The organism is Acidobacteriota bacterium, assembly GCA_022562055.1.
Taxonomy (GTDB): Bacteria; Actinomycetota; Acidimicrobiia; order Spongiisociales; family UBA5794; genus BMS3BBIN02.
Window position 1 is genome coordinate 75,113 of the sequence record JADFQA010000002.1, and the last position, 22,835, is coordinate 97,947.

The 22,835-nt window shown below is 61.8% G+C and carries 22 protein-coding genes; 8 read left to right on the forward strand and 14 right to left on the reverse strand.

The window, feature by feature from the left end:
* Positions 1-351: 351 nt before the first annotated feature.
* From IIC71_01005 to IIC71_01015, 3 genes are all read right to left on the reverse strand, one after another.
* Positions 352-504, reverse strand: coding sequence for a hypothetical protein (locus IIC71_01005; GenBank protein MCH7667771.1), 153 nt, complete (start codon positions 502-504; stop codon positions 352-354).
* Between the two features lie 132 nt (positions 505-636).
* Positions 637-1,419, reverse strand: a complete 783-nt coding sequence (locus IIC71_01010) for an SDR family oxidoreductase (GenBank protein MCH7667772.1) — start codon at positions 1,417-1,419, stop codon at positions 637-639.
* A gap of 38 nt (positions 1,420-1,457) precedes the next feature.
* Complete coding sequence (locus tag IIC71_01015) at positions 1,458-2,858, reverse strand: acyl--CoA ligase (protein MCH7667773.1); 1,401 nt, start codon at positions 2,856-2,858, stop codon at positions 1,458-1,460.
* On the opposite strand from IIC71_01015, the gene IIC71_01020 reads away from it, so the two are divergent.
* The 4 genes from IIC71_01020 to IIC71_01035 all read left to right on the forward strand — a co-directional run bounded on the left by IIC71_01020 (position 2,842) and on the right by IIC71_01035 (position 7,604).
* Entirely contained in the window at positions 2,842-3,801 is a 960-nt protein-coding gene (locus IIC71_01020; GenBank protein MCH7667774.1) for a 1,4-dihydroxy-2-naphthoyl-CoA synthase, read from the forward strand. The genes IIC71_01015 and IIC71_01020 overlap by 17 nt on opposite strands.
* Positions 3,802-3,813: 12 nt before the next feature.
* On the forward strand, positions 3,814-4,683 hold the full coding sequence (locus IIC71_01025; GenBank protein MCH7667775.1) for a 1,4-dihydroxy-2-naphthoate polyprenyltransferase: 870 nt from the start codon (positions 3,814-3,816) through the stop codon (positions 4,681-4,683).
* Between the two features lie 89 nt (positions 4,684-4,772).
* Positions 4,773-6,464 (forward strand): 2-succinyl-5-enolpyruvyl-6-hydroxy-3-cyclohexene-1-carboxylic-acid synthase, encoded by a 1,692-nt coding sequence (gene menD / locus IIC71_01030; GenBank protein MCH7667776.1) that lies wholly within the window; start codon positions 4,773-4,775, stop codon positions 6,462-6,464.
* Positions 6,465-6,857: 393 nt separating this feature from the next.
* Positions 6,858-7,604 carry a hypothetical protein gene (locus tag IIC71_01035; GenBank protein ID MCH7667777.1) on the forward strand — a complete coding sequence of 249 codons (747 nt, stop codon included), beginning with the start codon at positions 6,858-6,860 and terminating at the stop codon, positions 7,602-7,604.
* Here the strand turns inward: IIC71_01035 and IIC71_01040 are convergent.
* The 9 genes from IIC71_01040 to IIC71_01080 form a co-directional block, all read right to left on the reverse strand.
* On the reverse strand, positions 7,587-8,567 hold the full coding sequence (locus IIC71_01040; GenBank protein ID MCH7667778.1) for an alpha-ketoacid dehydrogenase subunit beta: 981 nt from the start codon (positions 8,565-8,567) through the stop codon (positions 7,587-7,589). The genes IIC71_01035 and IIC71_01040 overlap by 18 nt on opposite strands.
* Positions 8,564-9,550: a thiamine pyrophosphate-dependent dehydrogenase E1 component subunit alpha gene (locus tag IIC71_01045; protein MCH7667779.1), complete on the reverse strand. Its 987-nt coding sequence runs from the start codon at positions 9,548-9,550 to the stop codon at positions 8,564-8,566. Before IIC71_01045 ends, IIC71_01040 begins: the two co-directional genes overlap by 4 nt.
* Positions 9,551-9,565: 15 nt before the next feature.
* Positions 9,566-10,336, reverse strand: coding sequence for a glucose 1-dehydrogenase (locus tag IIC71_01050; protein MCH7667780.1), 771 nt, complete (start codon positions 10,334-10,336; stop codon positions 9,566-9,568).
* Complete coding sequence (locus IIC71_01055; protein MCH7667781.1) at positions 10,333-10,575, reverse strand: hypothetical protein; 243 nt, start codon at positions 10,573-10,575, stop codon at positions 10,333-10,335. The genes IIC71_01050 and IIC71_01055 overlap by 4 nt, the downstream gene beginning before the upstream one ends.
* Entirely contained in the window at positions 10,575-11,246 is a 672-nt protein-coding gene (locus tag IIC71_01060; GenBank protein ID MCH7667782.1) for an RraA family protein, read from the reverse strand. Before IIC71_01060 ends, IIC71_01055 begins: the two co-directional genes overlap by 1 nt.
* A complete protein-coding gene (locus IIC71_01065) occupies positions 11,243-12,490 on the reverse strand; it encodes a M20 family metallopeptidase (GenBank protein MCH7667783.1) in 1,248 nt (415 codons plus the stop codon). The genes IIC71_01060 and IIC71_01065 overlap by 4 nt, the downstream gene beginning before the upstream one ends.
* Entirely contained in the window at positions 12,487-13,656 is a 1,170-nt protein-coding gene (locus IIC71_01070; protein ID MCH7667784.1) for an aminotransferase class I/II-fold pyridoxal phosphate-dependent enzyme, read from the reverse strand. The genes IIC71_01065 and IIC71_01070 overlap by 4 nt, the downstream gene beginning before the upstream one ends.
* Positions 13,653-14,225, reverse strand: coding sequence for a pyridoxamine 5'-phosphate oxidase family protein (locus IIC71_01075; GenBank protein ID MCH7667785.1), 573 nt, complete (start codon positions 14,223-14,225; stop codon positions 13,653-13,655). Before IIC71_01075 ends, IIC71_01070 begins: the two co-directional genes overlap by 4 nt.
* Before the next feature lie 573 nt (positions 14,226-14,798).
* Positions 14,799-16,334, reverse strand: coding sequence for a CocE/NonD family hydrolase (locus tag IIC71_01080; GenBank protein ID MCH7667786.1), 1,536 nt, complete (start codon positions 16,332-16,334; stop codon positions 14,799-14,801).
* A gap of 79 nt (positions 16,335-16,413) precedes the next feature.
* On the opposite strand from IIC71_01080, the gene IIC71_01085 reads away from it, so the two are divergent.
* Positions 16,414-16,779, forward strand: coding sequence for an EthD family reductase (locus IIC71_01085; protein MCH7667787.1), 366 nt, complete (start codon positions 16,414-16,416; stop codon positions 16,777-16,779).
* The gene (locus tag IIC71_01090; GenBank protein MCH7667788.1) at positions 16,776-17,564 is read left to right on the forward strand and encodes an SDR family oxidoreductase; all 789 of its coding nucleotides are present in this window, start codon (positions 16,776-16,778) and stop codon (positions 17,562-17,564) included. Before IIC71_01085 ends, IIC71_01090 begins: the two co-directional genes overlap by 4 nt.
* A 23-nt stretch (positions 17,565-17,587) precedes the next feature.
* On the opposite strand, the gene IIC71_01095 is transcribed toward IIC71_01090, so the two are convergent.
* On the reverse strand, positions 17,588-18,754 hold the full coding sequence (locus IIC71_01095) for a M20/M25/M40 family metallo-hydrolase (GenBank protein ID MCH7667789.1): 1,167 nt from the start codon (positions 18,752-18,754) through the stop codon (positions 17,588-17,590).
* A gap of 74 nt (positions 18,755-18,828) precedes the next feature.
* On the opposite strand from IIC71_01095, the gene IIC71_01100 reads away from it, so the two are divergent.
* Positions 18,829-19,632 carry a hypothetical protein gene (locus IIC71_01100; GenBank protein ID MCH7667790.1) on the forward strand — a complete coding sequence of 268 codons (804 nt, stop codon included), beginning with the start codon at positions 18,829-18,831 and terminating at the stop codon, positions 19,630-19,632.
* Between the two features lie 7 nt (positions 19,633-19,639).
* On the opposite strand, the gene IIC71_01105 is transcribed toward IIC71_01100, so the two are convergent.
* Positions 19,640-20,614 carry an NAD(P)-dependent oxidoreductase gene (locus tag IIC71_01105; protein MCH7667791.1) on the reverse strand — a complete coding sequence of 325 codons (975 nt, stop codon included), beginning with the start codon at positions 20,612-20,614 and terminating at the stop codon, positions 19,640-19,642.
* Between the two features lie 169 nt (positions 20,615-20,783).
* On the opposite strand from IIC71_01105, the gene IIC71_01110 reads away from it, so the two are divergent.
* Positions 20,784-22,592 carry a hypothetical protein gene (locus IIC71_01110; GenBank protein ID MCH7667792.1) on the forward strand — a complete coding sequence of 603 codons (1,809 nt, stop codon included), beginning with the start codon at positions 20,784-20,786 and terminating at the stop codon, positions 22,590-22,592.
* Positions 22,593-22,835 lie beyond the last annotated feature (243 nt).

The following is a 22,835-nucleotide window of genomic DNA, read 5'->3' on the forward strand; positions in this document are numbered from 1 at the left end:
GGGAGGCCGTACATGACCTGGCTGCTCGTGATCATCGCGCTCATCGTCGGGATCGTTCTTGGACGGCTACTCTCCCGCCGCGAATACACGTCTCGCCAACTCCATTCTGAGGCTGCATGGCAGCGTAAGCTTGCTACTGCCGAGACCAAGGCTCCTGAGGCCCAGGCGGATGCCACCACAGCTCAAACTGAAACCAACAGCACGCTCGGCGATACAGAACGCGCCCGTACCGAGGCCAATACGGCCCTCGCCGACGTGCAGGACTTGCAATCGAACACCGAACCCGCAGCGCCTGAGGCAGCAGCGGCGTCTTTTGTTGCGCCAGCTGAGCCGCAGCCGAGAACCGACGTATCAGACGACCTCACGAAGATCGAAGGAATCGGACCAAAGATCGCCGAGCTTCTCAACGGCAGCGGCGTAACCACGTTCGAGGGATTGGCTGCGAGTTCGGTAGAACGCCTGCGCGAAATCGTTCTTGGGGGCGGCAATCGATTCCGAATGCATGACCCTTCTACTTGGCCCGAGCGAGGCCGCGCTCGCCGCCTCGGGGAGTTGGGACGCCCTCGAAGCTTTACAGGATGTTCTCGAAGGCGGCCGTCGGGTGTGACCAGTCCCCCGAGGTCTACAGTTCCCGAGCTAAACGCCTCGAAGCGCACCGCCGTCGGCTTGCAGCGTGGCGCCGGTGATGTACGACGCGGCTTCGGACACGAGGAACACAGCGGCAGCCGCGAACTCCTTCGGCTCCCCATAACGGCCGAGCGGGATCGCGTTCGATAACGCAGCAATGACTTCTTCAACGGTCACTCCCTTAGCCTCCGCGGCGTAGGCATCCAGGTGGGCGACGCGCTCAGTTGCGATCCTCCCCGGGATAAGGTGATTTACTCGTATGCCCGCCGATGCCCACTCGTCAGCCAGCGTCTTGGCGAGCATCGCAACCCCCGCGCGAAACACCCCCGAGAGCACGAGGGGACCATAGGGCTCTTTGGCGGTCATTGATGTGAGGAACAGGACCGCCCCACCTTGTCCGAGGTGTGGTCGTGCGGAGGATGCAAACACGATTGCGGACTTCAAGGTCAGATGGTACGCCTCGTCCCACTGTTGCGACGACAGCTCGTCGAAAGATCCGTATGTGGGGCCGCCAGCATTCGGGATAAGGATGTCGATGCCTCCCCAGGTTTCGACGATGTCTGCAATCCACGACTCGATCTCCGCGGCATTGGACACGTCGACAGATGAGCCAATGATCTCAGCGCCCGTTGTGCGGCGTAACTTCTCAGCCGCCACCTCGACGCTGTCGGCGTCTCTGGAACAGATCGCAACACGACAACCCTCGACGGCCAACCGTTCGGCAATCGCGTAACCAAGGCCGGATGATGACGCGGCAACGATTGCCCGTTTGCCGGAGAGTCCTAGGTCCATGCCAACAGACTAGGCGGCCGAACAGACGCCGATTGCGACTACTCGAAGATATGAGACTCGCGGACAGTTCGGCGGTCGATCTTCTCGTTTGCAAGCATCGGAAACGCCACAACCTCCCGCAGTCGCTTGGGAACTCTGTGTGCCGAAACGGTTTCTCGCAGTTTGCTCAGTACAGCGTCGAGGGTTTCGTCATCTCGGAGCGTCACGACACCAACAAGCGCTTGCCCCCAATGCTCGTCGTCGATGCCCCACACAACTGCCCCCGTCGCACCACAGCTCCGCAACGCGTTCTCCACTTCTTGGGGGTAAACGTTCTCGCCGCCGGTGATGACGACGTCGTCTGCTCGCCCCAATACTTCAACCGCACCCGCCGGATCAATTCGTCCCACATCGTTGGTGACGTATCTGCCGTTGAAGCGCTGACCATCTACGGTGCCGATCGCCACCGTGGCACCTGAGATCACGAGTCGGCCAGTGCCCTCAGAACGAATGTCACCGTCCGACCCGACCACCTCGACGGTGACACCCGGTAGCGCGCGTCCGCGCACAATGCCGTCACCAGTCACCGAGCCGCCGATTGCGGTCACCGCCTGCGAAGTCGTCTCGGTCATTCCATAGGTGGGAAACACTGCAAGGCCGGCGGCCCGTGCCTCAGCGATCAGGGCAGGAGCAACCGGTCCCCCACCGATGAGTACAGACACCGAGTGACGCACGTCGAGCCCGTGTACGAGCACCCGCTGGAGCATCGTCGGCACCACGGACAGCCAGGTGATGGACCCTGCGTTGATGTGGCTAACTGTGGAAGCAACATCAAACGAGTCTGAGTCGAATACGACAGCGCCGCCGATGTGGACCATCCGCCACAGGACCGATAGACCGCCGACATGAAACAGCGGCAGCGAACCGAGCCACCGGTCAGCACTCGAAAGAGAAAGATGCTCGGCCGCAGCGCCGGCAGCCGCAGCGGCATTCCCGTGGCTCAGCAACACCCCGGTCGGCGACCCAGAGGACCCGGAGGTAAACACCACCGAGTGAACGGAACCGCCGTCAAGAGGCGGTGTGCCCCCACCGGCGTTGGCCGTCGACGTAGCGTCATCCCGGTGGACACGGGCCGGCGACGAATCGCCGATCATGACATCGACCACCCCTTCACACATCTTGTCGCGCTCGGCTTCGGGAGCTTGCGGGTTCAGAGGCACACCGACAAGCCTGGCAACCGCAAGGCCGTGGTGCACGACCACGGTGTTCAGATCGCGATGGGCAAGGTAGGCGACTCGAGTCCCGGGTGCAATGTCCTTGCGAAACCCAGCCGCGGCATCAGACACAAGCCGCCACAACTCGGAATATGTCGTATCGACGCCGCGATCAGAAACCGCAAGCGCCTCTGGATGCGTAGAGGCGTGGCGCTGTAACGCTGTGTGGATGAGATCAACTGACATTGGATCACTACAGTATCCGCACTGGTCCCGACACCGCGAACCGGAGGCTCTTGTGGTTTCAGATATCTTCGACTCATCTGCGTGGGATGTTGTTGACGGATTCGCCTTCACCGACATCACGTACCACCGGGCACGCGTCGGCGGGGTCGTTCGCATCGCCTTCGACCGCCCCGAAGTTCGCAACGCGTTTCGCCCCGCCACGGTCGACGAGCTGTATACGGCGCTCGATCATGCGCGCACGACGTCGGACGTTGGGTGTGTGCTCCTCACCGGAAACGGCCCGTCCAAGAAGGATGGCGGCTGGGCGTTCTGTTCGGGCGGTGACCAACGCATCCGGGGCAGGGACGGGTACCAGTACGAGGATGCCGATGGCATCGACCCCGCGCGTCTCGGCAGACTCCACATTCTTGAGGTCCAACGCCTCATCCGCTTTATGCCGAAGATCGTGATCGCGGTTGTCCCTGGATGGGCGGTCGGCGGCGGACACTCACTGCACGTTGTCTGCGACCTAACGCTTGCCTCCAAGGAACACGCAATCTTCAAGCAGACCGATGCCGATGTGGGCTCATTCGACGGCGGTTACGGCTCAGCGCTGCTCGCAAAACAGGTCGGACAGAAACGAGCCCGGGAGATATTCTTCCTCGGTCACGACTACACCGCGGAGGATATGGTGCAGATGGGCGCCGTAAACATGGCGGTGGCTCACGCCGACCTCGAGGCGGTTGCATTGCAGTGGGGGCTGGAGATCGTGAAAAAGAGTCCAACCTCCCAGCGCATGCTCAAATACGCCTTCAACCTCACCGACGACGGCCTTGTCGGTCAGCAGCTCTTCGCCGGCGAGGCAACCCGCTTGGCTTACGCCGCCGAAGAAGCGATCGAGGGCCGTGACGCTTTTCTCGAAAAACGCAAACCGGAGTTCGAGCGTTTTCCCTGGCATTTCTAGGTGCGCGGACGCATGAACCGCTGGATTCTCGCAGCGAGACCACCGACGCTGTGGGCGGCTGTTGCACCGGTACTTGTCGGTTCGTCGCTGGCGCTACGCGATGACGTGTTCCGCCTTGATGCCTTTGCCGTGACCACCATTACAGCGGTTCTCATCCAGATCGCCGTCAACTTCTCTAACGATGTTGGAGACAGCGAAAAGGGCGCCGATACCGCAGACCGGATTGGTCCGCCGCGAGCAGTTGCGCTCGGCCTCATCACTCCCAAAGAGATGTGGCGTGGCATTGGACTCGTCCTCGGCTTGGCGGCGCTCGGCGGCGCCTACTTGACGTGGATAGCCGGATGGCCGATCGTCGTCATCGGTGTCGTCTCGATCGCCGCCGCATTTGGGTACACCAACGGGCCCAAACCCTACGGCTACCTCGGACTCGGAGAGCTGTTTGTGTTCGTTTTCTTTGGCCTCGTCGCCACCGTCGGGGCCCGCTTCGTCCACGACGCCACCTGGCAGACAGACGCTCTCCCCGGAGCGGTTGCGATGGGATTCCTGGCAACGGCGATCCTCGTCGCCAACAACGTTCGCGACATCCCCACCGATCAGAAGACAGGAAAGCGGACCCTGGCGGTCCGGCTCGGCCGCCTACGCTCGATCTGGGTGTATACAGCGATGTTCGTCGGCGCCGCAACAAGCATCGCTATCGGGATCCAGACTTCGGGGTACCCCCGCGCGGCGTTTGGCTCGTCCCTTTTGGCGTTGGCCGGTGTGTGGCTTGCACACCAACTATCGGCCGCAACCAACGGAGTCGCGTTCATAGCGGTCCTCAAAGGAACGGCACGTCTCCAACTCGCAGTCGCCGTGACCCTGGCGGCCACGCTTGCGTTGTAGCGGCACACTCCAACGGTCGGCGGGTATCTGCGCAAGAGATATCCACACCACGAAAGGTCGACGTGGCCTGCCCAGGTAACCTGTCGGCGATGAAGATGCAGGACCGCACCGCTGTCTCGATCGCTTCCACTCTTGCTGGCTGTGGGGTGCGCCACGTTGCGGCTTCGCCGGGGTCGCGTCACACACCACTGCTCCTTGCTCTCGATGACCACCCGAAGCTTTCGGTGACGATGCACCACGATGAGCGCTCAGCGGGCTTCGTGGCGCTGGGCATCGGCAAGATAACCGGAACACCCGCGGTTGTGTTGTGCACATCGGGCTCGGCCGTGACCCACTACCTGCCGGCACTTGTCGAAGCTGATCTGTCGACAACACCGATGATCGTGCTCTCAGCCGACCGCCCTCACGAACTCTGGGATACCGGCGCTCCACAGACGATCAATCAACGTGAGATATTCGGCGCAAGAGTGCGAGCATACGCATCCATTGACCCGAACGAGTTCGGCGACAGCAGCGACCGCGACGTGACGTCATGGCTCGCCACCCATTGGTCCCGTGCAACCAATCCAATCCCCGGACCTGTCCATTTGAACGTGGAGCTGCGCGAGCCGCTACTTTCGGCTTCGACAGCGACAGCCGCGGATGAGACCAACGATGTCGAACCGGCCCGGCCTGCCCCATCACCTCCGCCCGACGTAACGTTGCTCGTAGACGCACTTCGTATGTCCGAACGGCCGTTGATCGTTGCGGGGCGACTCTCGCCAGCGGACACCGATGCCGTACGAACCCTGGGAGAACGCCTCAGCGCACCGATATTTGCTGACCCGCAATCGGGCCTTCGCGGACCCGATGAGCCAGCAACCGTCGCCTACGCCGACGTCCTGGTGGATGCCGGAGGACTTGATCGGCACACCCCGGACCTCGTCATACGATGTGGGCCGATACCGACGTCGAAACCGATTTGGGAATGGCTCGGCGCACATGCTGATATCGCCCAGTACGTGATCACCACCTCCGGCCACCACGATCCGATGGGTTCCGCAACTGTACGGCTCGTGGGAGGTGTCGCGGCGATCCTCAACGCCGTATCCAGCAATTTCGAGCCATCGCCAGTGGGGTTCGCTCGCGCCTGGCAAGAGCTGGATAAGATCGCTTCGGACGCACTCGACGGAGAGCTCACCAGCGGTGACCTCACCGAACCTGCAGTCGCGGCAGTGTTGGCTGGCACGAGCACAGCCGACGATATTCTCGTCGTCGGTTCATCGATGCCTCTGCGTGACATCGATGCATGGGGCGGTCGGTGGGACACCGCGGCCACGATTGCAAATCGAGGTGCGAACGGAATTGACGGGACCATCTCGACAGCACTCGGGGTGGCAGTGGCATCTCGACGTGACACGGTTGCGTATATCGGCGATGTCACGGCACTCCACGATGTCGGCGCCTTCGCCACCGTCGGCCGCAGCACCGCACACCTCACCATTCTTGTTGTGAACAACGACGGCGGTGGCATTTTTCATCATCTGCCCCAGGGCGACCCGGCCCAGCTCGATCAGAACCGATTCGAGCGGTTGTTTGGCACACCGCACGGACTCTCCTTCGCCACGGTGGGCCAAGCATTCGGCGTCGAAACGACTCCGGCAAGGAGTGTTGGCGAGCTACGCGACCTCCTCGCTGCCAGAGTGAAAGCACCGCGACTCATCGAGGTACGGACCTCACGGACCGACGCTGTTGTCGAACGGCGGAGACTGCGCTCGTTGGTCCGGGCAGCGCTTATGTAGCGGACAGAAGGTTCAGCAGGGGGGCAGTTTGAGACGAGTCTGCAGAACTTCCGCGTTGGTCTGAGGGAACAACTTGGTGAGACCTTCGTCGATGCCCATGAGGAGCAGACCTGGATTATTTTCGCGGTGCTTCGCGGGGAGATCACGACGACCGAAACGGCCCCCGCGGCGGTCGGCCCTACCTGCGAGTGCGAGGCGGGACGACAGATTTCCTGATGAATCACTTCAGTAACGATGGGCCACTTCGCTGCCGGGGACCTTGACACTGGGGGTGGCGCGTCGGTAGTGTCGCAAGGTCGCTGTGAAAGGGAGGCGCCTATAGACCCCGCGCTCCTCGACCGCCGGATAACTCACCTTCCTGGTATCGACGAGGCCAGGCTTCCCATCCGCGCCATGTCCATCGCGGGGCTCGAAGGCAAGCTGGCCGCGCGAGTCCTCTCCAAGGACATGTCCGGTCCGACCACCCGAATCGTCAGGTTCGAGCGTGATTGGGGATCAGGTGCCGCGGGGGCGTTCACGGCGGACGTCTCGCTCCTGGTAATAAGCGGACGTGTCCGCATCGGCGACCAGGCTCTCGGTCGATACGATTTTGCACACATACCCCGACGCTGCCTGATCCCGAGCATCCGCGCAGAGACGGGGACTTTGGGTCTGCTTCTCACCGCGGCGCCGGTCGCCTATGACACTACCTCGGGTGGTGTTGCTGGTGCCGTCAAGACAGTGCTCTTCAACGACATTGCCTGGAAACCTCAACCCCGCCAGCCCGGACGTTTCTTGAAGCCGCTGGTCTCGACCGGGCACGGCGACTCATGGCTGAGCGCATCGGTCGAATGGTCCGGAGACGACGGACCGTGGCATCGACATTCGGTCGACGAAGAGGTGTTCATCCTGGATGGCGCGATAGCGATCTCGGAACTCGGCACCCACGGGGCGAAGACATACACCTACCAGCCTGGCGGCTACCTATGGCGGCCAGCCGGCATCCTGCATGCCGGTCCGGGATCATCGGCCACAGACACGGCGATCACCTTCCACCACACATCCGGTGATCTTGCAACAGAGTGGGTCGACAGGCACAGCGTGCTCGTGCCGTCCGGTGATGAGCCGCGCTCGCGGCCCGAGTCATTCCCGGAAGGTTGACAGCGCTCCCGCGACGATACTAGCGACACCGGGTACCACAGCCGCTTCTAGCGGTGGGCTGAAGGGAATCGGCGCCGACACGGCACCCACTCGAGCCACCGGCGCTTTCAGATCATCGAAGAGCTCCTCGGTTATTTGAGCAGCTAGTTCGGCCCCGAAACCACCAAACCGCCACGCCTCGTGAGCGACCACTGCCCGCCCGGTGGTGCTGACCTCGTCGATCACGGTTGTGAGGTCGAGGGGAACCAAAGAGCGGAGATCGACAACTCCTGCATCGATACCTTGAGCCGCCAGCTTGACGCAGGCCTCCTCGGCGTGAAGCACCATGCTTGAGTACGTCACGATTGTGACGTCACGACCCGGTCGGCAGACCGCTGCCTTTCCCAACGGAATCCGGTAGTCGCCATCGGGAACCAACCCTCGCTTCGACGTGATCGACTTGTTCTCAAGGTACACGACCGGGTCATCGTCGTCGATTGCCGAACGCAATAGACCCTTGGCGTCTGCGGGGTTCGACGGTGCGACGACCTTGAGGCCTGGCATGTGAGTGAAGATCCCTTCGAGGCTGGACGAGTGCTGTCCCGCTGAAGAGCGGAGAATGCCGTCCGATATTCGCAGCACGAGCGGTACCGAGATCTGACCACCGAACATGTACCTGAACTTCGCCGCCTGGTTCACAATCTCGTCCATCGCTCCGAGCGTGAACTCAGCGAAGCTCATGGAGGCAACGGGGCGCAACCCGGTCACAGCCGCGCCGACCGAAACCGCCACGATGATTGCCTCTGAGATCGGTGTATCGATCACCCGATCCCGACCGAATTCCTCGACAAGGCCTCGAAACTGACCGAAGTTGCCACCCCAACTGATATCCTCACCGATCACGAAGACGTCGTTGCTCTCGAGCATGGCGTAGCGCATCGCTTCAACCGTCGCCTGCCCGAACGTGACACGTCGCGCGCTCATGCAGGCTCCTCGGTGAATACCGCATCGATCGCAGATACCGGATCTGGATACTCGCTGTTCTCGGCGAATTCCTCGGCCGCCGCCACCTCAGCAAGAGCGTCCTCCCATGTGCACTCGCGCATGGCCTTGTCGAACCATCCAGCGCTGGCGAGCGCCCCCTCCCATCGTCCGATCGGATCGTCCGCTCGACTCGACTCCACCTCCTTCGCGTCGCGATAGACTTCCGCGTCACCGACGTAATGGCCGCCGAAGCGATAGGTGACCATGTTGAGCAGGGTCGGTCCTCGTCCTCCGCGGGCGCGGTCAACTGCTTCCGTGGCGGCGTTGTAAACAGCTCCCGCGTCGTTGCCATCGAGGGAGCATCCGCTCATCCCATACGCGACCGCGCGCACAGCCAGGTCGTCGACGGATGTGGTTCGCTCTCGGGCCGTGAACTGTGCGTACTGGTTGTTTTCACACACAAACACCACAGGGAGTGCGTGCACGGCGGAAAAGTTGAGAGCCTCGTGGAAGGTGCCCTTGTTGATGGCGCCGTCACCGAAGAAGCAAACGGTGACCTGGTCTGTCCCCCGGTATCGCGTGGAAAAGGCGGCCCCGGCCGCGATGCCGAACCCACCGCCAACGATCCCGTTCGCTCCCAGCATACCCAGCGAGAAATCGGCGACATGCATCGAGCCTCCCCGTCCGCGACAGACACCGGTCACTTTGCCGTAGAGCTCGGCCATGAGAACATTCATCGCCATGCCTTTGGCGATAGCATGCCCATGACCGCGGTGAGTCGACGTGAGGTGGTCATCGACACGGAGCACCGCGCAAACGCCAGCGGCGATGGCCTCCTCCCCCAGATATGTATGAACAAACCCGGGGAGCTTCCCCCCGAGAAACAATTGCTCGACGCGGGTTTCGAACACCCGGATCCGCACCATGGTGCGGTGAACCTCAAGAGCAGTGTCCCTTGGGATGTTGTGGATTGTCGCGCTCATCGAGCACACCTCATTTTACTGGGCAACGTAGCCTCCGTCGACAGTCAAGATGTGACCGGTCACCATCCGCGAGGCATCAGAAGTGAGGAACAAAACGGGGCCAATCAGATCCTCGGGTGTACCTAGTTCTCCGCTGGGGGTACGGGAGAGAAAGAACCGCTTCAGCTCGGGCTCAGTCTCCCACTGCCTCCTGACAATCGCCGTAGCGATATGCCCGGGCGCTATGGCGTTGACTCGTATACCGTGCGGTGCCCATTCCACGGCCAACGAGCGGGTCATCTGCACGACACCGCCCTTGCTGGCCTGGTACCCCACGCTCCCCGGAAACGCGACAAGGCCGCCGATCGACGCGATATTGACGATGGAACCACCATCACCACTCTGGATCATGAGACGCCCAACGGCTCGGCAGACATAGAACGACCCGGTGAGATTGACGTCAAGCACGTTCTGCCAGAGGTCGTCAGCGTAGTCAACAGCCGGACTCCGTCCGCCGATGCCAGCACTGTTGACGAGCACGTCAATACGCCCGGTCATCTTTGCGACGTCGATGGCCATCGCTTCGACGGCATCCGGGTCCCGTACATCGATGTGCGCTGCCGTCGCTTCGCCACCAAGAGCTTCGGCAACTCGGGCGGCCGCCTCGCCATCAATGTCCGCACACACAACGACGGCGCCCGCGATTGCCAGGCCTCGGGCCATAGTCTCGCCAAGTCCACTCCCCGCTCCGGTCACGAGCGCCACCCGACCCAGAAGGGAGAACCTATCTCGATCGAGTGTGGTCATGGCGTCATCACGTAGGCCAGCACCGCGCCGACCAGAACTTCAATGTCGCTCGCCGCAACAACGATCTCCAGCGTTCCATCGGCCGGAGCCTCCAGTTCCGTCTGGGCTTTCTCGGTCTCGATGAGGACGACACGATCGCCTCTGACCACCGTAGCCCCCGATCGCTTAAGCCACTCGAGCACGATGATCTCCTCAACGACACCGAGCTGGGGGACCGAGAGAGCGACACGGACACCCATCAAATATGACCGTGTCGCTCAAGGCTCTCGAGCGGCGACGCGCCTGCCCGCATCTCGTCGCGCACCTTCGCCTCAGCGCCAGCAATCTCCTCCGCCTTCGATAGCACGAGCTCGGCATCCACCGCAGGGACGACGATGATCCCCTCGAACTCGGCCAGCACCATGTCACCGGGGTCGATGGTGACATCACCGATCGTGACGGGTACTTGCGTCGCCTCCATCTCCCACCGCCCGATGGCGTTAAGCGGAGATAGATCCCGATAGAAGACTTGGAAACCGATGTCACGCAAACCCTCAATGTCCCGCAGGTTGCCGTCGAGGATGACCCCGGCGCAGCCGCGCTGGGCCGCCGAGTTTGCGGTAAGTTCACCGAAGTGGCCGACGTAGCTGTGGGGATTTACCGACACCATCACGGAGTCAGGCGTCAGCCGCTCGAACACTCGAAGGTAGGATTCGATCCGCTCGATACCGGGATCCCATGCGATGTGGGGATCGATGGCACGCCCGAGCACCGTGTGCGCAACGCCGGCAATCCGTCGCTCGGAGAACAGCGGCCGGAGGGAACTCGGCAACACTTGTTCCCGCATGCCGAGCGCATACAACGCGTCGCAAACGACAGGAACCCACAGCTCGCGATACCTGGCGCATAGCTCAGCTCTCGATAGACTCACGATGATCCCTCCAGGTAACTGATCGCCGCCAACCCATACATCAGGGCCGCCTGAGCCACTCCGGCGGCCGCCATGAACTCATTCGGGCTGTGGGCTCGCGGCAACAACCCGGGACCGAAGGCGGCCACGCACGGGATACCAGCCGTGAGTTGAAAGTGGGATGCGTCGGTCGCTCCAGGGAAGGCGTCGAGCCGTGGCGTCTCCCCGAGCACGGATTTAGCAGCGCGCTGCAATTCGGCAACGATCGGTTCGTCGGGACTGATCTCGGTTGCCGGCACCATGAGATCCCAAACAAGTTCAGCGGCCAGATCAGGTTCGTCGGCCATTGCGTCGTCGAGGAAACGTTGGATATCAGCGATGAGCTGGTTCTCGTTCATTCCCGGAATCGTCCGCAGGTCACAAGCAAATTCCGCTTTACCCGGGTAAACGCCGTAGAAGACACCCGCCTCTGCCATAACGCCAACGTTGACGGTCGGCCCAGTCGAACAGAGTGGATGGGGATCGAACGTGAGGTAGCCTTTTAGTTCGCGATCCATGCGATCGATTAGCCGTGCCATCTGCACCGTCGCATTGATGCCCTTGATGCGATCCGAGATGGATGAATGCATCTGCGTACCACTGACCTTCACCTTGAATAGAGCTGCGCCCCTCGAGATCAGATGGATGGCCTCCCACTCGCGCATGATCCCGCTGGGCTCTCCGATCACGGCAACATCGGCCACGAGCCTCCCCTCCTCAGCCAGCCACTTCGACCCCATCACGGACCCGGCCTCCTCGTCCGCGGTGAATACGACAATGAGTTCTCCGGGGAAGGTACTGACATCGGCAAGCGCCCCCGCGGCGTACGTCATTCCTGCAACGGCCGCCTTCATGTCGCCAGAACCCAACCCTATGAGGTCGCCGTCTCGAAGCAACGGATCCCAAGGATCGGTGTCCCAGGCCTCCATGTCGCCGGCTGGCTTGGTGTCGAGGTGGCCGGAGAGCATCAGCACGCGACCGGGGGATGTGCCCGGAATCCGAGCAATCAAGTTAGGTCGCTCTTCGCTCGCTCCGACCCGCTCGACGTCCTTTACCCCGAGTTCCGCGAGGCGGCCGGCAACAAGATCTGCCACGGCTCTCTCGTCACCCGGAGGGTTCGGCGACGGCGTAGCGATGAGCTCACGCGCGAACTCGAGTACCTCGCCCTCACGGGGGGTGAGGAAGTCACGGACCGCACGCTCTGCGCTTGTTGTTCGGCCCGTCACGCCCGCACCCCGGTCCAATCCCGAACAGCAGTGGCGATGCGTCGCGTCCCCTCGGCAATGACGTCAGCATCCGCGGCCAGCGATATTCGGACCCACCCTTCGCCAGCGGGGCCAAAGACGGACCCCGGGGCCACGCTGACGCCACGCTGCTCAAGCAGTCTGAGAGAGAACTCGAAACTCGACACATCCGTCGTTGAGACGTCAACGAGCATGTAGATTGTCGCATCGGGTGGTACGACTCGCAGGCCAGACTCGGCGGCCACGTTCACCGCAACCTCCGCCCGACTGCGATACGCGGCGAGCATCGCATCGATTGGTGCACGGGGTCCTGTGAGCGCTGCCTCAGCTGCCTTCTGCGAGATGGTGCTCGGGCACGACACCTGAGGTTCCTGGAGCGTGCGAAGTAATGTCGCGAACCTCCTCGGGACGACTGCATAGCCGACCCGCCAACCTGTCATCGCATACACCTTGGAAAAGCTGTACACCGTGAGGACGCGACCGTCCTCGTCGAAGAGCGCGGCAGGGGTGTGGACGGTGTGGTGATCCAGAATCAACTCGTCATACACTTCGTCGCTAAGGACCCACAGGTCATGTGCCTGAGCAAACGCAACAAGCTCTGCCATCAACGCGGTCGGGAACACTGCGCCGGTCGGGTTCGACGGCGAGTTGATAAACAATACCTTGGTTCGGTCGGTCATCATCGCCTCAAGGTCCTCGATCTGCGGCAAGAATCCGTTCGCCGCGTCGAGCCTGTAGAAGACCGGGTCGCCGCCAAGCAGCCGCACCATCTCGTCCATGTTCGGGAAACCGGGGGTGGGCAGCAGGACCTGGTCCCCGGGATCAAGCAGCGCCAGGTAGATTGAGAAGAGTGCATTCATTGCGCCCGGAGTCACGACGATCTGCTCGGACTCGACCGCCAGGCCGTTCACCGTCCGAACCTTGTCCGCCACCAGCTCCCGCAGGCTTCGCAAGCCTCCGTTGGGACCATAACCCGTGTAGCCGTCCGAGGCGGCGGCCGCCGCCGCCTCGATGATGTGCACGGGCGTGGTGAAACTAGGCTCCCCCACCTCAAGTCGGAGGACACCCGGGTACGCGTCGGCGGCGTCGAATAATACGCGGATTTCCGAGCGGCACAGCGCTGTCGCGCGTTGCGAAGCGGGTTTCATGCCCCACTTTCCTTGCGGTGAGCAGCCTTCTCCTCGAGATCCGGCCGTTGTCCAGCGTCGAAGTAACTGAGTGCCCAGTCGGCACCTTGCCATGTCGCGAGCCTTCCGTCTCGCGGCACGAGCTTAACCAGATAACGCTCCCAGCCATATGAGGGCACGAGTTGCTCGGGTCCGTCGGATCCCGAATACCGGGTCGCCATCTCGTTCGCTACCTCGACCCACTGCGACCCTTCACCAGGAGCGGGACCTTCGAGTATCTCCGCCGTGCACTGCGCGAGCACCTTGCGGATGCGGGGATGGGCTGTCTCCTCGATGCAGACGGCACACCGCGGATCACGCTTCAGATCTGCCACCCACTTCGAACGTTTGCGGCCGACGACATAGAAGGCGTCGCCATCCCACTGGTACCAGAGCGGCACCACCATGGGCCAACCGTCCGCTTTATTGAAGGAGAGCTTCAGGAGCCACGTGCTGTCAGGACTACGCAGAAATTCGTCAATCTCTTGATCGAGCATCCTTCCAGCGTCCGAACCCTCCTCGTAATACTTGGCCTGTTTGAACTCGGTCACCACAATCCTTCGACTAGGGCGGAAGCGAATCAGCCGAACCTCGTGCGGTCGACACGGAGCATTGAGACGGAACCCAGTGGCCGTCTTCACCCCTCCCGCCGATGCGTCACACGATTATATCAAATCCGCTCGGACCTATCGAATCTCTTGATGAAAGAGACACGGACGGAGCACCGAACGCTCAGGCATCAAGAATTTGAGGTCGAGCTTCGAACCTGTGGCTGCGAATGTTCAAGGCCCGCCAATCCGCGACATCGTCTTAGCAACGGAATCCGCATGACCCATCAGGAGATTGTCGTGCCGCGCCCCCTCAACGGCTCGCGATGCTGGACTCTCGCGGCGGTAGCGGCGAAGCCGCCCATGCGCTTTCGGATCGGGCGGATGGGTACGTACGCGGTCATCAGATCTCCTGAGTTCCTCGTCGAGATCAATGGTCTCGGGCATGTGCGCCCGCCGAGGAATTGAGTCAGCCGACAGGCCGCTCCGTAGACGCGACCCCTGTGCAAGAGAACCTCGCTTGCAGAGAGGACACGTTCAAAAGACATGGAGAGGTGAAGCGGAGCTTGTCACACATCAGGACACCTCGTTCATCGTCAGCCTGCTCGGACCGAGATGAACGGTGCGCCGTCCCGAACGAACGATGTAGCGGGGCCAGGCTGCGCCGCTGACATCAATACGGATACGGTGCCCACGACCGAACTCGTGACCGATCACACCGAAGTCGACAGTCACACGGCTGCGCCGCGACTCTACGACTCCATCACTCACGTTCCATGCGCCACCATCGGGGTGCACGTCGATCAGTGCAGCGACGAATTGCTGCAAGGCCGCGTCACCGGACACCGATAGTGTGAGGGCAGCGGGTCCGACAGCACGGATAGGCGTATCGAGAGGATCCGACGTGAATGTCAGCACGTCGGATCGCCGTATCCGTGAACTCACGTCGAAGGCGCCACTGCGAAGCACCGGCGCCCACGGGTAGCAACGACCCCCTACGGCCGGCGTCGGCGCGTCCACCAAGACTTCGAATGAAAGCTCACCTGGCTCAGCTGGCGCATCTCCCAGGCCTCCCGCACCATCCAGATACCATCGACGCGGGGCCTCGGGCAGCGGCCACGCGTCGAACTGAACCCAGTCGTTCGCTCCCGTGATAAACAGCGATGCCTTGGGTGGCAGAGACCCCGATCCCCTCAGATGGACGTTGTACCAATCGATCTGGAGCTGATGAAGGTCGACCACGGCTCTACGGCCAAAGTCAAGATTCCCAATGCACCGGCCGAGGGGTAGACCCGAATGGTCCCATGGGCCTGTCACGATGTGCGACCCATCACCCAGCGCGTCGAAAAGACGAAACGACCCGGCGGCAAAAATGTCGTACCACCCGGCGACGACTAGCGACGGCGCTGCGACCTGAGCCAAGTCGGTCTCGGTCGGGACCCGCGGGTCGTTCGGATAGGGATCTTGTGCACCAGCCCAGTCGAAGAACCACGACGCCGCTGGTGTGGCACGCAGCGCCGGTTGGTCGACACCCATGGCAGAGGTCGTCCACGGGTCATCGAGAGCGGCGAGTAACGCATCGATATTCCGAGACCGTCGGTCGAGAGTCGCAATCGAGTTCAGCGCCCACGACAGATGGAAGCCGATGTCGAGTGCTCCGCCTCGGCGTATCCAGGTGTCCCGAACGTCGGCAGGGGAAAGCGCAGGAAGGATCGCCGCGAGACCCTCATGACCTGACGTCGCGACGGCAAGCTGGCTGAAGGCGTTGTAGCTGACGCCTCCCATCGCGACATCCTCGTTGCACCATGGCATGGACCTAACCCATTCCAAGGCAGCTGTCCCATCAGCCTGCTCATTGACGAAAGGTTCGAAGTCACCCCCCGAAGCGAACCGGCCCCGAACGTCTTGTAGCACCACGGCATACCCAGCACGCGCGAGGCTCAATGCGTGCACCTGGAGGGACACCGACGCATGCGTCGTCCGGTCATAGGCTGTCCGCATGAGGATGGCAGGGTACCGTCCAGGACCGGCGGGACGGATAACGTCCGTCGCAAGTGTCACACCGCCGACGGCAGGCACTGCGACATCGGTATCAACAGAGAGAGCGCTCACAAGAACTACATTACGCGGATTCGAACACGGTGACAACGGATTTGATATTATCTACAAATCACGACGTGGGAGGTACCAGATGATCAAGGCCATCGGCACAGCATACAAGCGCGACGACCTCACCACGGAGGAGTTTTTCGACTACTGGAGAGAGACCCACGCTCCGATCTCAGCGAGAGCGCCGGGGCTCCGTGGCTATGTCGTCTCCGAGGTTATCCGCAAGGTCCAAGGCGAACTCGAAGCGGAGGCGTTCGTCGAGCAGTGGTTCGATGACGAAGAGGCGTTCGAACGGGCCAGCGTCTCACCTGAGATCGCGGCCGCATGGGAAGACGTACCTCGCTACGCCAAGACGTCGGGAACTTTCTGGATCGTCAAAGAACACGTCATTATACCGCCGCCCGACCGCGGGCCGGGTCTTGCCAGCACATGGAAGGAATGGCCGTGAGCCGTCGCTTCGAAGGAAAGAACGTCCTCGTCACGGGCGCCGGCAGCGGGTTCGGACGTCGCACCGCACAGCGGTTCGCCGAGGAGGGTGCTAACTACCTCTATCTTGTCGACTACAACCAGGAGCGACTCGACGCGACAGCTCCGACCATCGAAGAGAGGGGAGGAAAGCCGGTCAAGATCTGCGCCGACCTATCCGAAATGGAGAACGCGGCGAACGCCGTTGCCACTGCCCTTGAGGTCGACCCGAAGATCGACGTTCTGGTTTCGAATGCTGCCGCGTGGGTCAACGAGGACTTCATCGATATGAAGGACGAATCATGGCGGCGGGTTCTGTCGGTGAATCTCGATGCCTACTACGTGCTCGCCCAACGCGCCGCGCGCGCAATGCGGGATACCGGCGGCGGAGTCATTCTCTTCACCGCATCAATCAGTTCCCTTGGCCATGGCCGAGGTTTCACCGCGTACAGTGTGGCCAAGGCCGGCCTCGTATCTCTCGCAAAGGCAATCGCCGTCGAGTGTGCGCCGTACAACATCAGGGCGAATTGCGTGAGTCCGGGGCCCGCCGACACCCAGCAATCAGTCGACCTCGCCGGAGCAGAGTTGATGGCGAAATGGCGGCGGGAGGGATTCCCTGTGGTCCCGTTGAACCGGCTTGCATCCGATACCGACATTGCTAACGCCTTCCTCTACCTCGCTTCCGATGAAGCGAGGTACGTGACCGGAATCAACCTCGTGGTCGACGGGGGACTGACTGCGCAGATGTACGACGTCCCGAAAAGCTGAGCCTGAGCAGAGAAGCGGTGTGCTCAGCCCGCCAGGTTCACCGCAGTTTGGGCGAGGATTTCGGCGGCGAGCGCCGTGTCTTCGATCCCAACCCACTCCTCATCGGCATGGGCCTGGTCGATGCTGCCCGGGCCGAAGATCACGCAACCAATGCCCGCGGGATCGAAGAACGAGGCATCAGTCCCGAAGGTGACTCCAATCGGTGACCCGTACTCGCCGAGCACGGCCTCGCGGGCGCTGCCGAGCGCCTTGACAACGGGATGGTCGGGGGGCGTGTCGAGTGCCGCCGTCGATAAAAAGAACTCGCGGCGCTCGATCCTATGACCCAATGCGCGCACTCCATCGAGCAGCACATCGAACTCGGCGAGCAGGTCGTCAGGATCCTCGCCAGGGACGATGCGCCGTTCCACGCTTATAACCGCGGTGGCCGGCACCACGTTTTGGCCGCTCCCCCCTTCGATTGCCGAAACATTGAACGTCCCGACTCCAACAAGCGGGTGCTGGACGGCGCCAAGCGCGGGAATGTACTCCTCCTCGAGGGCGATGAGCACTTTCGCCATTGCATGAATGGCGTTGACGCCGAGATGCGGTTTCGACGAGTGGGCCGCTACACCGGAGGTTGCTATCTCGAAACGGAGCACCCCCTTGTGGGCGATCGCCATCTCAAGACCGGTCGGTTCGCCGACCACAGCCAGGCCTATTTCTGGATGGGCGGCAACCAATGCCCTCGCTCCGGTGCCGCCGACTTCCTCGTCAATGCCGCCGACGAAGAGCACCGAAGCGCGACGTGAATCATCAGCGGCGAGGAGCGCCATCGCCTCCACCATCGCGGCGAGAGATCCTTTCGTGTCACAGGCACCGCGACCAAAGACCAAGCCATTGTTAACCCGTGCTTCGGCTGTGGCGGCACCCGAAAGGCCCACGGTGTCCAGATGGGCGTGGAACATCACCACCGGCGCTCCGGTCGAACCCTTGAGCAGAACGGCCACATTGTCCCGACCACCAGGGTGCACGACCTCCCGGGTCGGATCAAACCCTAAAGCACGGAGATCGGCCTCAACTACGTCTGCCAGTGAAGCTTCACCGCGACCACCGTCAAGCGCAGGGTTTACCGAGTGCGTACTCACGTAACGAACCAGGCGGTCTTCGACTCGCTCCCGATCAACTCTTCCAGAGAACTGCGATGCCATGGCGGTACTGTACCAACGGGATTTCGCGATCACCGCAAACGTACACTCACCACATCGTTCGAAGGAAGACGACTATGTGCACCACCGGAGCGATTCGACTAGGCGAAAATGACTACGTCCTCTTCAAGAACAAGGACTTCGGACGTACGCATTTCGACGATCAAATCGTCGTCGAACGCGGAGTGTTTGGCGTTGAGGGCATCACGACCTGGGCGCAAACCAATCCCGAGCTTGACCGCTTCTCGGGTTTCTCGATCGGCGCTAACGACAAGGGCCTCTTTTGCGCGGACTCCAACGTGCAGACACTCGATGGGCACGCCAACTACGACGACCTCGTCGAAATCGCTCTGCGCGAAGGCACCGATGTGGCGTCTGCGGTCGAAGCTGTTCGCCGCGCCGTGGTCGAGCAACCGTACTTGTGGGGAAATCTCATCATGATCGACTCGTCTAGTCAGATAGTGGTAGAGGTTCGAAGTCGAGAAATCGCCGTGCTGCCGTTCGACGGGTCGACAGCGCGCACGAACCATCACACGGAATTCGGCGCTCATTGGAACGACGATGACAAAGCGACTTCTGAAAAGAGGCTTGTGTCTGCACTGGGTTACGTGAACGCAGCGCGTTCGCTAGACGACGTCTTTGCATTACAGAAAAGCCACGACGACGGCTCCACCGGTATTTGCAACCACGCGCTCCATCACACCGTCTACAGCTATGTGTTCCGCAACCGTAGGGGAATGACGACCCTCTACGTGAGCCAGGGGCGTCCATGCGAGAAGCACCCGCGGTACGAGCTCGAACTCCCGCTTGGAGAGCGTTGGTCACCGTCGGCGGCAACCGCCATACGAATCACCTACCCGTCGGATCGCTCGGGGGGCTAGCCGCCGCTTACGCAGAGCCTCCAACGAGGCCCGCATCGATGAGGCGAGATAAGTCAGCGATACAGCCGGCGATGCCCTCGGCAAGGGGGCGGTGCTGCGACGTGCTGTCGAGCAGCCGGTCGATACCGGACCCATCAATCTCATCCGGGAGCGGCAACGGGTCGTCGTCGAAGGACACGACCGCACCGGGAACGGCCTCCGTTATCATCGCGGCCACCTCAGCAATCGTTGCGGATGGGCCGCTCATGTTGTGCACTGCCGCCGAGTCGAGTTCCAGCCGCGCCGCTGCAACGAAACAAGCCGCAACGTCCGCGGCGTGTTGGAACGTCGAACTCCCACCGAAAGGGATGTGGGATGGCTTGCCGACGGCTGCGGCGATCATCGCCTTAGTGGGCGCCGACGTGAGTCCCTGGTCGCGGCCCGGACCATAGACGATACAAGGTCGAAGCCCGACTGAGCCGACGCCCCAGTCGGCAGCGTACATCCTCGCGGTCCATTCGTTTGCTTGCTTGAACGCTCCGTAGAGCGTTGTTGGGGCCAAGACCGAGTCATCCCCGGCTACACCCCCGGCGTACATGGCTGCCGGGCCAAAGACGGCAACCGAACTCGCATAGCTGACACCTCGCACGCGACCATCGCTACGACGAGCCGCCTCAAACACGTTGACAGTGCCTGTAACATTGACCTGTGATCCCAGAACCGGGTCTGCCTGGCAGAACGGTATCTGGAGGGCGGCAAGGTGGAGGATGTGGGTGATTCCCTCCTCCTCGACTACCTGCTCCACCGTGGCAGGATCGCGGATATCGCCGCGTCGTGCGACCAGGCCAGCCAGTTCTGCGTCATCGAGCACGAGACGAAGACGGTGGTCGTCATCACTCACGTCAAACGCGACAACGGCCGTGCCCTCTCGGACTAGTGCGGCTACCGCCCAGGCTCCGATGCAGCCGCCCGACCCGGTTACAAGGAACCGCTCGTCGCTCATATTGCTCCCTTACATGGTGTGAAATACCGGATGGTACCAGAAGCTCGACGCGCCATCACCAAATAGTATATAATCCGCAAACACCGGTCGCTCTCCGGTGCTCGCACTCTGGAGAGATAAGACCACCCAACGAGATCAGAGGGCGGTTTTCAACATGGACAACTCGTGGATGAGAGAAGAGTTCGGCCAGGAGGTCGTAGAACTCAGTGAGCAATACAAGGCAAAGAACATCACTCGACGCGGATTCATAAAACAAGCAGCGTTGATGGGGGTCGGGTTGACGGCTGCGGGAACTATCCTCGCCGCCTGCGGAGGCGACGGCGACGGTACTGCTGCTTCAACGACAGCGGCAGGGGCCATAAGTTCAACGACAGCGGCAGGGGCCATAAGTTCAACGACAGCGGCAGGGGCCATAAGTTCGACAACTGAAGGTCCGATGCAGCCGGTCACGGGCGGTACCCTGCGCGAGGGCTACAACCGCGACGTGTCCAGCCACGATCCGCTCACAACAAACTGGTACGACCCTGCGTACTTCGCGATTTACGAGGCGATTCTCTCGAACGATCCGAGCGGCGCGACCGTGCCTCAATTCGCCTCGGCGTTCTCCGTGTCGGACGACGGACTCGAATATCGGTTCACGATTCCAGACGGTAAGCGGTCGCACTCTGGTGGGACCATCGACGCCGAGATGGTCGCCGAGTTCTATCGCGCAGTACAACAGTACAGCTTCATCGCTGGCCTCGCCGCACCGGTGGACACCTATGTTGCCGAAGGCAACGACGTCGTGATGAAGATGAAGAACGCCTGGATCGGCGCTCTCGGCCCACACAAGACCGGGTATTGGCGGATTATCAACATAAATACCTGGAAAGAGGCAAGCATCAACGCGGACGGCACGCTAAACGTCGAGTCGGGCTACGGCACCGAGTTCGCCGACGGCACCGGCCCCTTCACTCATGAAGAATGGGTGCCGGGCAGCCACGTGCTCGTCAAACGGTGGGAGGACTACCCCGGCTCGCAGACTCCATTCTTCGAGAATAAGGGTAAGGCGTATCTCGACGGCATCCGCTGGACCGTCATCACCGAGGCTGGACAGCGCGCGACGCAGCTTGAGAACGGCGACATCGACACCCTGATCGGCCCTGCGCCTCAGGATATCAGCCGGCTCGAGTCGAACTCCGACTTGACCACTGTGAGGCATCCCGAATGGTCGGGGTACCACCTTGCCATGAACAGAGACTACGACGAGTTCTTCGGCGACGCGCTCACCCGGCAGGGTCTGTCTCATGCCCTGGACCGCCAGGGCATGGTGGACGCCATCCTCTTCGGCAACGGTGCGCCGACGTTTGGACCATTCCCGACCACCGACCGTCAGTACGAGCCAGCCGTCGAGCAGTTCAACCAGTTCGATATCGAGCTGTCGAATAAGAAGCTCGACGACGCTGGATGGGTGCTGGGAACCAGTGGGGTTCGGGAGCGAGGCGGCTTCAAATTCGAGTTCGAGTATCTGGTCGAAGACGAGGCTATACAGAAGGCAGTTGCCGAGGCGGTTGCCCAGCAATTCTCCATCGTCGGCGTCAAGGCGAACCTGAAGGTCGTGGACAGGGCCGTGGCGTTCGAGCTCCAGAGCGGTGAAGGCCGCGATGCAACACCCATGTCGCTCTTCTTCTGGCTCTGGCCGATTCCGCTCGACGTACTCATCCTGTTCGGCGGGTCGCAGTTCATCCCCGTGCCAAACTTCTCGCACGCCGTGGAGCCGAGGGTCGATGCGGCGATCGAAACATGGCTCAGCTCCGCCACCGAAGCCGAGGCCCAAGCGGCTTCCTCGAACTTCCAGCTCGCGTGGGCGGAGCAGCTGCCGTTCATGCCGATCATGAACCAAAACGCCACGTTCGTCCACAACAACAAGGTACACGGGTGGCAGCCATTCGTGTGGAACCTGTACCCGTACTACAACGACACGTGGATCGAGGCGTAGAAGGAAGTCGCGAGGAGAGAACGGTGTCCCTTGAGACACGGTATCTCGGTGCGCGAGAACAGCTTTTCGCACCGGACGTCTCCAGTGCGAGTTGGCGCCCTACTGTGGAGGCGCGCGATCGGCACCCACAACATCAGACGTCTCGCCGTCAGTGTCGAGACCCGGAGAGGCCACAAAGTGGCCAAGTCCCCCGGCTTCGTGCTGGCGCTTCCTATCATCTGGATCTCCAGATTCGGTTACGTG

Excerpts from the sequence above, each read along its gene's own strand:
- IIC71_01045 (MCH7667779.1), bottom strand. The coding sequence starts at position 9,550 with ATGAGCGCGACAATCCACAACATCCCAAGGGACACTGCTCTTGAGGTT.
- IIC71_01010 (MCH7667772.1), bottom strand. The coding sequence starts at position 1,419 with ATGGACCTAGGACTCTCCGGCAAACGGGCAATCGTTGCCGCGTCATCA.
- IIC71_01100 (MCH7667790.1), top strand. The coding sequence starts at position 18,829 with ATGTGCACCACCGGAGCGATTCGACTAGGCGAAAATGACTACGTCCTC.
- IIC71_01025 (MCH7667775.1), top strand. The coding sequence starts at position 3,814 with ATGAACCGCTGGATTCTCGCAGCGAGACCACCGACGCTGTGGGCGGCT.
- IIC71_01070 (MCH7667784.1), bottom strand. The coding sequence starts at position 13,656 with ATGAAACCCGCTTCGCAACGCGCGACAGCGCTGTGCCGCTCGGAAATC.
- IIC71_01085 (MCH7667787.1), top strand. The coding sequence starts at position 16,414 with ATGATCAAGGCCATCGGCACAGCATACAAGCGCGACGACCTCACCACG.
- IIC71_01095 (MCH7667789.1), bottom strand. The coding sequence starts at position 18,754 with ATGGCATCGCAGTTCTCTGGAAGAGTTGATCGGGAGCGAGTCGAAGAC.
- IIC71_01105 (MCH7667791.1), bottom strand. The coding sequence starts at position 20,614 with ATGAGCGACGAGCGGTTCCTTGTAACCGGGTCGGGCGGCTGCATCGGA.
- menD (MCH7667776.1), top strand. The coding sequence starts at position 4,773 with ATGAAGATGCAGGACCGCACCGCTGTCTCGATCGCTTCCACTCTTGCT.
- IIC71_01020 (MCH7667774.1), top strand. The coding sequence starts at position 2,842 with ATGAGATCAACTGACATTGGATCACTACAGTATCCGCACTGGTCCCGA.
- IIC71_01015 (MCH7667773.1), bottom strand. The coding sequence starts at position 2,858 with ATGTCAGTTGATCTCATCCACACAGCGTTACAGCGCCACGCCTCTACG.
- IIC71_01110 (MCH7667792.1), top strand. The coding sequence starts at position 20,784 with ATGAGAGAAGAGTTCGGCCAGGAGGTCGTAGAACTCAGTGAGCAATAC.
- IIC71_01035 (MCH7667777.1), top strand. The coding sequence starts at position 6,858 with ATGTCCATCGCGGGGCTCGAAGGCAAGCTGGCCGCGCGAGTCCTCTCC.
- IIC71_01005 (MCH7667771.1), bottom strand. The coding sequence starts at position 504 with ATGCATTCGGAATCGATTGCCGCCCCCAAGAACGATTTCGCGCAGGCG.
- IIC71_01050 (MCH7667780.1), bottom strand. The coding sequence starts at position 10,336 with ATGACCACACTCGATCGAGATAGGTTCTCCCTTCTGGGTCGGGTGGCG.
- IIC71_01040 (MCH7667778.1), bottom strand. The coding sequence starts at position 8,567 with ATGAGCGCGCGACGTGTCACGTTCGGGCAGGCGACGGTTGAAGCGATG.
- IIC71_01055 (MCH7667781.1), bottom strand. The coding sequence starts at position 10,575 with ATGGGTGTCCGTGTCGCTCTCTCGGTCCCCCAGCTCGGTGTCGTTGAG.